The following is a 10678-nucleotide window of genomic DNA, read 5'->3' on the forward strand; positions in this document are numbered from 1 at the left end:
TAAAGCAGTAATTTCGTCTGAGTAATACATAAATTATGTTAGGATAAATGATTCAAATCAACAAATCATGGGCGACATAAGAATAACCAAGTAGGTATACTATTTGACATCCATACCGAAACATGAACCTATTCATATTCACTCATTTATTTATTATACATCGCTGATGTTATTAAATTTTCATTCCTTAGTTGGGATAATTTCAACGAATCAGGAGACTTAAAGACACAAGTAGAAGCATTTAAACGATTCACCGGATTTTACCCTGAATCAATTCATGTAGATCGGATATATCGAACGGAAGAAAATAGAATTTGGTGCAAATAACTCGGCATCAGAATGAGCGGTGTCCGTCTAGGAAGACCTCCCAAAGATCTGAGCAAATCAATAAAAAAACAAGCTCAATCAGACGAGAGAATTCGTAACTTAATTGAGGGAAGATTTGGAGAAGCTAAAAGAAGATTTAGCCTCGGTAGAGTGATGGCTAAACTTAATAATACTTCTGAAACAAGTATCGCTATAAATTTTCTGGTGATGAATCTTTCTGCCCAGAAGAAGGCAGGCTTTTTGGCTTTTTTTCTGTCTATTTCATAACAAAAACCTTTTTGGATATTTTTGGGCTCCAATCATTGGTAAAAGCTATGTTTCGTCATCATAAAATTGACAAAACTTATATTGCCGAGGCGATCTCGAATTGACTTATCTTTCTCAATGCTGTTTTCTGACTTTTTCAGCAAGCCCTACATACCTTTATGAATTGTCAAATGGCAATTCATCAAACAGCGAATCAATATCACTATCCGAATTCGCAACAGGGGGCGAATTAGGGCGAGATTCCGGGGACTTAACAGAATTCACCTTTGCTACAGGTAACTTGGCCACAGATTCAGATTTTTGTAACTTAACTACAGGTAACTCCCCGCCATTTTCGCCATTTTTCCCCGTTTGATTCCACATCATCATTCCCAGTAAACCGTCAACCAAACCGCCGCCGCTACCGTTGCCGCTAACCGCAACATCCGGTACAACTCGCACATGACTGTCACCGATAATTTGCATTAACTGCAAAGCCGTATAACCGGAACCGCCCAAAGCCACAACACCCGCGCGATAAGCTTCAGCTTGAGCATTTCCTTTCACTCGAATAGATTCAGCTTCGCCTTGAGCTTGTTTCACCTGAGAATTCGCTTTTAACTCAGAAATCATCACACCTTGTTCCGATTTCACCATCTCTTGCTGGATCTCAGCTAAAGCAGTTTCCCGCACCAATTGTTGTCGCTGAGTTTGTGCTATTTGCTGCACGTCATAAGTCTTGCATTGTTCCTCTGCAATTTTGCGATCGGTTTGAGTTTGCATCAACTCTGCGGGTGGCAAAATATCCCCGATCAAAGTATCAATTGCTTGCACGTCGTAGGTACGCAAAGCTGCTTTGATATACTCGGCTGCTTCCGCTTGCCGATCGCTCCGGGCGGAGAGAAAATTTAACACAGAATAAGATTGAGCCGAATTGCGGAAATAATTGCCGATTGTCGGCTGCAAAACGTGGTCAACTAAGTTCTGCATCGAACCGACGCGAGAGATGACTTTCGGAGCATCTAAAGCGCCGACGTGAATGATTTGAGCTACTTCTAAATCGAAGGCAAAACCATCTCTAGAACGTACTGTTAAAGATGAAAGTTGAGAATCGTAACTGTGTCTTTCTATTTTGCTCGACCAATTCAAAACAATATTGGTAGTTGGTACTAATTCTACTTTCAAAATGCGAGTGTTCAGCGGATGTTTGCCCGGATAAAGCGGAGTTACCCACACCCCTTTATTCCCGACATTTACTAAGTTGCCGTGAGTGAAAGCAGCGCCGCTGACATCTTCCGAGGTTTGACCCACATAGGAAATCACGGCGCCGACATAGCCGATCGGGATTTCGGTCATCGGCACTTGGTCAACCCCGACAAACCAAGGATTTAAGTTCCACGAACCGGAAAGCAAAACCTGTTCCTGCAAACCGCGCCGCCCGCCAGCAGTGATAAATTTTTGCGAGTTTTGGAAGTTGTCATGATTCGGAACGATCGGGCCGGCAATTTCGCCATCTTGAATCGGAACGCCGTCATAAGTGGTGACAATTCCTACTTTATCCGGGGCAATCGTGTACAGTTTTAACTGTTCGGCTGTCATCCCGTGTTTGGGAGAATTTGCTGCTGTAATTACGGTAAACAATGCCGTGTTAATTCGATAGCTGCCACCAGTCAAAATTCCGAGTTGTCTCCCTTTTTCGCCGCCGCCTTTGAGGAATTTGCGAGCATCTTGAAAATTGTCGCATTCTGTGATTTTGCCGAGAATGCGCTGCGGTGGATTTGACTCGCCGCCTGCTGCGATCACCAGACCAATTTCGCCTTGGGGAACTATCGTCAGAGATTCTTTGCGAACGTTGTACTGCAAAGGCCAATAACCCCAATGCCAACCGGGGGGTAAAGTATCAGCTTGATATCCAGCTTCTCCGTTTAAGGCAATTAAATCGCCTGGGGGTAAAGACTTGCCGCCAAAGCTAAACTTTTTACTGACAATTCCGACTTCGCGATCGCCAATTACGACTAATCCGCCAAAAAATAGCGGTAGCACTAGAATAACTATCATACCGCCGATCGCGATCGGGATAAATCCACCCCCATCGAGCTGCATTCTCTGCACGGGAACAGTGGTACGCAACTGCCCTAGCTGCAACCTAGAATCAGGTTTTGCTGCTAGCTGAGTCGAGGTTTGTGTTAGGGGGATATCGCCAGCAGCCGTTACTGGCGAGGGTTTCAAAGTGGTAATTGCACTGAGAGCTAAAGATGCAGAAACAGCGGCTGCTAAATGTTTTAAAACCCGAATGTTGAGTTGAGATTTAGGCAAAAGTGAATAAAGCATTTTTTTCATACAAGCTGTAGAGTCTTATTACATCCAGCTTAGCCTTGATTCCAAAGTGGGTACATAAAACTTATTGAAATTCTGCGGTTATTTTTGTGCGAAAACAGGTTTTCCAGTCAATACAGACTGTTTGATAATACCAGCCGATCGCTTGACTCTCGGGCGATCGCTCTTTTTTAAGATGACTTTCTTAAAAGTTGTTTGATAAGATAGAAAGTAACCGCAATTCTATTGTTTGCCATGACGCTGAAAGAATTAGAGCCTCAATTGCTGGCACTCTCTGACGACGAAAAAGCTCAAGTGGTTCAACTGCTATCCCAAGGGAAAATTAGTCCTTGGCGCGGTATTGAAAAAACGCCTGGTGTTTGTGGTGGCAGTGCCTGCATTGCTGGAACTCGCATCACCGTTTGGGGGCTTGTAGAAGCTCGTCGGATTGGCTATAGCGAAGCCGATTTACTCACAAGCTATTTATCGCTATCTGCTACTGATATTGCCAACGCTTGGGCTTATGCTGAAGCCTTTCCCGATGAAATCGAAACCGAAATTCGGGAAAACGATGAAGTCATGTACGAGGATTTGTAGCAGATGGCACGTCTCTATGCCGATGAGCAATACCCCTATCCTGTTGTAGAATTACTGCGAGCTTTAGGTCACGATATTTTGACTGTCCAAGAAGCAGGCAGAGCTAATCAAGGAATTCCTGACTCGGATGTTTTAGCTTTTGCCAGTAGCGAAAAACGTGCCGTGATTACTGAAAACCGTAAAGATTTCTTTCGGTTGCATCGCATACAGCCCCTTCATGCTGGCATTATCGCCTGTACGAACGATCGCAATTGGGAAGCGCTGGCTAACCGAATCAATGCGGCTATTACAGCAGCAGAATCTTTGGAAGGTAAACTGATTCGTGTTGTTCGTCCTGCTGTGTGACGGTAGTTACTAATTTGTAGGGTGCGTCGCTGAGAAAAGAAACCGGGTTTTTATCGAATCTGTCGGCTGCGACGACATATCTGGGCAAAAACCCGGTTTCTAGGGCTTCACGCGCAAGTCCTATTTAAACAAATTGACCCGTTGTGGTCGATCGCACGCGGCGAATCCCAATCACCGAAGGCATCGGCGATCGGCGCCTGTCATTCTCAATATTACTCGGCCACAAACTGCCGCGAGCAACAGTCCGAGTTTGATTGAAAACAGCACCACTCAAATCCAACATTTCAATTTGGCGGCTGAGTACAGTACCATCATCGATCGGGCAATCTTCCCCAGGATGCTGCACCGCAAGCAACAGCGTATCTCCCACAAAAGTCGGGCCCGTCATTTCGCACCGATTCGGGCCGTAAGCAAACGGAATTACACTTCCTGCATTTGGGCCGTTCGTTGGAATGTAAAACAGCCAATTGTTGCCGAAAACACCAGTAAACTCTGACACATTGCCCGTTTTTTTATGGTCGATCGTCGCTTGTTTTGCCGCAGCACCGACATCAAAACCATTGTGCGTGCTAGTAGACATATCGGTGACACCCCAAATATTACCTTGAGTGTCAAAAGCCAAATTGTCTACACTAGCAAATCCCGATCCAGCCACAGAACCAGCCTCTCCACCTTGAGCAAAACGCTGCCAGCGGAAAGTCAAACCCGCACCGTCGGAACTATCTTCAATAATTTTGTAAATTCCTCCAGACTGCTGGGTGCTATTGAGGGCGGCAGTGTATTTAGCAACAGTAAAAATGCGAGAATCTGGATAACCGTCGCTACCCGGTGCGGCGTCAGTATAAGCAATGAAAACTTCCTTGGTAGTAGGATTAATTTCCAAATCTTCCGGTCGCGCCGTCGGAGTGCCACCAATTAAATTAGCAGCTAAAAAGGCATCAACTAAAACTGCACCTTGGCTGGTATAGAAATTAGCCAGACTTTTATTTCTGTAGCCAGCAAGTGTTGTTGCTTCATTAGTTATATCCGCTACAAATGAACCACCATCTTCAGTTTGACCTGCAATTCCGGCGCGTTTGGGTAAGCGAGTATTAGCATCTCTTTGAGCTTTGCCAAAACTTGCTAATTCCGCTTCGCCAAGTTTACTAGGACGTATCGGATTCGTCGGGCTATTTAATGCTAGTGGCAACCATCTTCCAGCACCGTTACGGTTGTATTGGGCGACGTATAAAGTGCCATCTTCAAACAAGCGGCTGTTGCTTTTATCTGCGGGATTGGTGACAGTACCGTTGCTAACAAATTTCCAGGTGTGTCCGCCGCGCCGATCGTCTCCCATGTACACTACTAACTTGCGGCCTGCTTCGGCGCGAATCGCGACGTTTTCGTGGCGGAAACGGCCTAAAGCGGTGTGTTTGCGGGGGCGGAAATTCGGATCTTGGAGATCGACTTCTACCATCCAGCCGTATTTTTCGCCGACTAAGCCGAATTCTTCGCCCGTCGTGCCCTTGGCGTAGCCCGTTTGGCCGCCGTTGGGTTTGACGTTTTCCTGAACTCCGACGAAGAATAGTTCGCTACCTTGGAAGTTTTCTTCGGCGGAGAGGATTGTTCCCCACGGGGTTGTGCCGCCGGAACAGTTGTAGGCTGTACCGACGATCCGGTTTCCGAGCCCGTCGCTGTTGACTTGGGCGAAGACTTGGGTGGCTGCGGGGCCCGTACCTGTGAGATATTTGTCGTCGCCTCGTCTGGTTCCCCAGGAGGTGACATCTTTGTATTTGTCCGCACGCTGGCTGTTGATTCCGAGGCCGGAAAGTCCGTGAATGCGTCGGTTGAGGGAATCGCGGGCGATCGCCCTAAAGCGTCCATCAGCTTGTTTGGTGATGCGGACGATCGATCCACCGAGATTGTATAGAAATTCGCCGAGGGTAGCGCGATTTTTTACGGATAAGTCTAAACCGAGGACAGCGCGATCGGTTGCGGGGAAAGATGCCACATCTGCCGGCGCTTCCGGTGCCACTTTCGACATCGGGAAGGATATGTATTCGTGGTTAACCCAGAGATAGCCATCGTCATTGCTGCCGCGAATCTCTACGAAGCCGGTGTAGTCGTTGTTGTAGCCAAAATAGTCTGCCGAATCGGGGAAAACTCGATCGCCCCAGCGAAGAATCACGTACCGTTCGTATTCCGGCGGGACAACCACATCGTCAACTACGTTGTAGCTGGTTAATCTAGTATTTTGCGAGGCCGCCATTACCGTACCCTGTCCGTTCAATGCAGTAGGCATAAAGCTCGACAATTCTTTATAAACTGGCAGTGGATGAGGTAGTCTTAACGGAGTGAAAGATAGCGGACTTAAAGCAGCTTCGGCCGAGGTGGAATTGATGCCGAATAGTTTTTCAGTGAGTTGAGGCGCAAGCACAGTCGTAGCTGCACTGCTACCGAAGAAAATTAACAGTTGTCGGCGAGTTATTTTAGACATAAATTCCTATTCAACCCAACATCCCTAATCATGATTTACCTAGAAATTTATCACTGTTAAATTAAGGGAAGTTAACCTTAAGGTTAATTAAAATTGGGAGATATTTAGGTTAACAAAAGGTTAACTGTTGTCTGTTAACTGTTGTCAGTAGTAACCAATAACCAATAACCAATAACCAATAACCAATAACCAATGCCCCATGCCCCATGCCCCATGCCCCATCCCTCCGCTTCGCTTCGCCCCATGCCCAAATTCTTCAATCATCTCGAAAAGCCGGATCGTTTTGTCGGGATGCAGGCCGGCTGGGGGCGGGCACGTTAATAGTTTGCGATCGCCCTGAATTTCCCGACGAAATATAGCTATCTCTGAATCCCAGCAGGTATTGAGAATCAGCAAAATATCTAGTCCACTGTTCGATTCTCGAATCTTTCTGCCACTGGCTGCGGGATACTCTCGATCGCAAAACCGGAACTCTTTGTCGGCTGCGATCGGCTGTAATGATGATGGTAACTTCTGTTAACGCCGGATTTTCTTGAAACTCGCGGGCGATCGACAATGCGGCTAAATCTTCCGCCTGCTGAACTAAACCCGCGAAAGATTGACTATCGTCCGAATTTAAGGTAAGGTACGTTTCCTTAGCTTCTGCTAAACCGATCGATACACTTGTTGTTAAATTGATAGTTACTAGAATGACGGCAGACAAGAGGCGACGGTGCAAATTCATTAATCTTTCAACTAAATACTGACATTTGTCAATGATAATCAATAATAATTAACACTGAATTAAGCTGAGATTAAAATAATAAGGTCTACCCCGCGTTACTCAGAAAGTAACTAACAATAACCAATAACCAACAACCAATAACTAATAACCAATTCCCAATGAAATCAACAAAATGTGCGATCGCCCTTGGCAGCAATTTAGGCGACTCCCTCGCCACGCTCAAAAGCGCGATCGCAACTCTCAACAACACCCCCGGAATCGCCGTAAAATCCCATTCTAGCTGGTATCAAACCGCCCCCGTAGGGCCGCCGCAACCCGATTACATTAACGCCTGTGCCATCCTAGAAGTTACGCTACAACCACAACAATTGCTAGCAACTTTATTAGAAGTTGAAATAAAATTTAATCGGATTCGCCGCGAAAAATGGGGGCCGAGAACCCTCGACCTGGATTTGCTGCTGTACGATGATTTAATCCTAGAAACTCCGACACTGACTTTACCTCATCCCCGGATGACCCAAAGAGCTTTTGTATTAGTACCTTTGGTAGAAATTGCGCCGGATTGGGCGCATCCTGTGACGAAAAGTGCGATCGGCCAAATCCTGAAAACCGCAGACTGTTCCGGAGTGCAAAAAATGAAAGTGTAGAAAATGAGCAAAATTCAGGGCGGCGATCGCCTATGATGTCAAATCCGTTGGCATCGGAATTATGTAGTGCGAGCGTCCCGCTCGCGATTTGGGTAGCGAGCGGGACGCTCGCACTGACAGCATCCAAATTATTATTCCGATGCCACCGGAAACGATATCATGTCTTAAATCGGTGCAATCAAACATTATTCGCTTCTCACTTATGTCGATCGGTCAAGAACTACCCCAACTCCTCAAACAGCGCCTATTTTACCAAGGGCGCAAATTCAACTTTGATGTAGCCAGCCTCCGCCTTCCCAACGGTTCCGAAGGCGATTGGGAATGTATTCGCCACCCAGGCGGAGCACTAGCAGTTCCCGTTACCCCCGAAGGTAAACTCGTCTTGGTGCGACAATACCGCTTCGCCGCCAAAGGGCGGATTTTAGAATTTCCCGCAGGTACAGTCGAAATCAATGAAAACCCCGCCGAAACTATCAAACGGGAAATCGAAGAAGAAACCGGATATCGCGCCGGAAAATGGCGGGAATTAGGCAAATTTATGCTAGCACCCGGTTATTCTGACGAAATCATTTATGCTTTTTTAGCACAAGATTTGGTCAAACTAGAACAGCCGCCAGAACAAGACGATGATGAAGACATGGAGACAGTTTTATTCACTCCAGAAGAATTAGAAAAAGCTATCTTAGCCGGGGAACCAATTGATGCGAAATCTATTTCTAGCTTCTTCTTAGCGCGTCCTTTTTTGACTTAAAGCAAAGTTGTTCAGTTGACAGTTGACAGTTGACAGTTGACAGTTGAGGAAGGAAGAGGATTGGAGTAATAAATAGTCTGATTTTAATTTATCCCGATCGGGGAGAGGCTTTCAACCAATTCTTTCTGGTAACCAGCCCCCGGATTCATTGATTCGCATCTTGAACCGGGGGAATGAGCGGGATAGAGACTATGAAAAGCTCTGCATTCTAACAATCCCCGGCTCGATCCGTGGGAGTCAATCTAAAATCTAAAATCTAAAATCTAAAATCTAAAATCTAAAATCGAATGTCTGATTTAATTTTATTTTGGCACCGTCGCGACTTGCGTATTTCTGACAACATTGGACTCGCAGCAGCACGCCAGCAAAGTCCGAAAGTAGTCGGGATTTTTTGTCTCGATCGCAATATACTCGATCGCGATGACGTAGCGCCAGCCAGAGTTACCTACATGATAGGTTGCTTGGAAAAACTCTCCTCACGTTACAGCGAAGCAGGCAGCCAATTACTAATAATTCAAGATGACCCGCGTATGGGAATACCGAAATTAGCCGCGGCACTTAATGCTAAAGCAGTATTTTGGAACAGAGATGTAGAACCCTATGCAAATGAGCGCGATATATCCGTATCAAACGCCCTCCAACAAGCAGGAATAAAAGTTAAAAACTTCTGGGATCAAGTTCTGCACGCCCCGGACGAAATACGGACTGGTACAGGGAATCCCTACACAGTTTATACACCATTTTGGAAAAAATGGAATAGCCAACCGAAAGCCCAAGCTGTAGAGACACTGCCGATAAATTATCCGCAATTAATGACGGGATTAACCGCAGAAGAACAAGAAATAGCCAACCAAACAGGTGCCATGAAAACACTGCCAACGGCCTTGAGTTTGGGATTCATTTGGGAAAATCCATTAGTAATAGAACCCGGAGAAGGTGCCGCGCAAAAAAAATTAGAAGAATTTTGCGAGAACGCTATTTACGAATATCAAGAACAGCGCAATTTCCCCGCAAATAAGGGTACATCAGAACTCAGCGCCGCCCTCAAATTTGGTGCAATAGGCATCCGCACTGTTTGGCAAGCTACCCAGATAGTAATGGACACTTGCCGCAGCGAAGAAGCCTGCACAAGTATCCGCACTTGGCAACAGGAAATAGCGTGGCGGGAATTTTACCAACACGCGATGTATAACTTCCCTGAATTAGCAGATGGCCCCTACCGTAAAGCATTCAAAGACTTTCCCTGGGAGAACGATGAAAAGCTGTTTCAAGCTTGGTGCAGGGGCAAAACTGGCTATCCAATTATTGATGCGGCAATGCGGCAGTTAAATCAAACAGGTTGGATGCACAATCGATGTCGGATGATAGTTGCTAGTTTCCTCACCAAAGATTTAATTATTAACTGGCAGTGGGGCGAAAAATACTTCATGCAAAAATTGATTGATGGCGACCTTTCTGCTAACAATGGCGGCTGGCAGTGGAGTGCATCGAGTGGCATGGATCCGAAACCTTTGCGAATATTCAATCCCGCCAGTCAAGCTCAAAAATTTGACCCGGAAGGGGAATATATTCGGCACTGGGTTCCAGAATTGCGCCGAGTGGATACTAAGCTTTTGCTAACTGGAAATATTTCGCCTATAGAACGTCGGCTGCTTCATTATCCAGATCAGATTGTAGATCACAATCAACAGCAGCGCAAGTTTAAGGAACTTTTTAAACAGCAAAAAATCGTTGAGTAAGTAGATGATTTTTTGTTTGTAGTGAGGACTTTAGTTTTTTTAATAGGTGTTCATTATTAGGTACGTTGTTGCGCTTCAGCGCTCTTTATCTATCAATGAGGTTTACTTAAGATTGTCCTTCGAGAGGAACGAAGCAAACTGTATCTATTTTTCATAGAAGTTTCACGAGTAGCACTCTTAAGTGAACCGTATTGCTTGATATATAAGAAAGAGCGCTGAAGCGCAACTACGTACCTTTGACTACCAGTTTTCAGTTAACTGTATTGCTCTATATATAAGAAAGAGCGCTCAAGCGCAACTACGTACCTTTGACTACCAGTTTTCAGTTAACTGTATTGCTCTATATATAAGAAAGAGCGCTGAAGCGCAACTACGTACCTTTGACTACCAGTTTTCAGTTAACTGTATTGCTCTATATATAAGAAAGAGCGCTGAAGCGCAACTACGTACCTTTGACTAGCAGTCTTAAGTGAACCGTACTGCTCTATATATAAGAAAGAGCGCTGAAGC

Annotated in this window: 8 protein-coding genes and 1 pseudogene; 6 read left to right on the top strand and 3 right to left on the bottom strand. The window is 45.6% G+C overall.

Annotated features, from left to right (window positions below; genetic code table 11):
* Positions 1 to 189: 189 nt before the first annotated feature.
* Positions 190 to 594 (top strand): annotated as a pseudogene (locus JGK36_RS31530) (transposase); the annotation flags it as partial.
* A gap of 156 nt (positions 595 to 750) precedes the next feature.
* Here JGK36_RS31530 and JGK36_RS31535 read toward each other — a convergent pair.
* Positions 751 to 2904, bottom strand: a complete 2154-nt coding sequence (locus JGK36_RS31535; RefSeq protein WP_293199128.1) for an SPFH domain-containing protein — start codon at positions 2902 to 2904, stop codon at positions 751 to 753.
* A 240-nt stretch (positions 2905 to 3144) separates the two neighbouring features.
* On the opposite strand from JGK36_RS31535, the gene JGK36_RS31540 reads away from it, so the two are divergent.
* Together JGK36_RS31540 and JGK36_RS31545 are read left to right on the top strand one after the other, a co-directional pair.
* Entirely contained in the window at positions 3145 to 3486 is a 342-nt protein-coding gene (locus JGK36_RS31540; protein WP_293185394.1) for a DUF433 domain-containing protein, read from the top strand.
* Positions 3487 to 3489: 3 nt separating this feature from the next.
* On the top strand, positions 3490 to 3831 hold the full coding sequence (locus JGK36_RS31545; protein WP_293185393.1) for a DUF5615 family PIN-like protein: 342 nt from the start codon (positions 3490 to 3492) through the stop codon (positions 3829 to 3831).
* Between the two features lie 124 nt (positions 3832 to 3955).
* Here the strand turns inward: JGK36_RS31545 and JGK36_RS31550 are convergent, their stop codons facing one another.
* Complete coding sequence (locus tag JGK36_RS31550) at positions 3956 to 6307, bottom strand: PhoX family phosphatase (RefSeq protein ID WP_293199125.1); 2352 nt, start codon at positions 6305 to 6307, stop codon at positions 3956 to 3958.
* Between the two features lie 256 nt (positions 6308 to 6563).
* Positions 6564 to 7031 (bottom strand): hypothetical protein, encoded by a 468-nt coding sequence (locus tag JGK36_RS31555; RefSeq protein ID WP_293185391.1) that lies wholly within the window; start codon positions 7029 to 7031, stop codon positions 6564 to 6566.
* A 158-nt stretch (positions 7032 to 7189) separates the two neighbouring features.
* Between JGK36_RS31555 and folK the strand changes: the two genes are divergently transcribed.
* From folK to JGK36_RS31570, 3 genes are all read left to right on the top strand, one after another.
* A complete protein-coding gene (folK, locus tag JGK36_RS31560; RefSeq protein WP_293185390.1) occupies positions 7190 to 7678 on the top strand; it encodes a 2-amino-4-hydroxy-6-hydroxymethyldihydropteridine diphosphokinase in 489 nt (162 codons plus the stop codon).
* Positions 7679 to 7880: 202 nt separating this feature from the next.
* On the top strand, positions 7881 to 8429 hold the full coding sequence (locus tag JGK36_RS31565; protein ID WP_293152783.1) for an NUDIX hydrolase: 549 nt from the start codon (positions 7881 to 7883) through the stop codon (positions 8427 to 8429).
* 287 nt (positions 8430 to 8716) lie between these two features.
* A complete protein-coding gene (locus JGK36_RS31570) occupies positions 8717 to 10168 on the top strand; it encodes an FAD-binding domain-containing protein (RefSeq protein WP_293199122.1) in 1452 nt (483 codons plus the stop codon).
* The last annotated feature ends 510 nt before the right edge of the window (positions 10169 to 10678 follow it).

It is taken from the genome of Microcoleus sp. PH2017_35_SFW_U_B, assembly GCF_020737865.1.
Taxonomy (GTDB): Bacteria; Cyanobacteriota; Cyanobacteriia; order Cyanobacteriales; family Microcoleaceae; genus Microcoleus.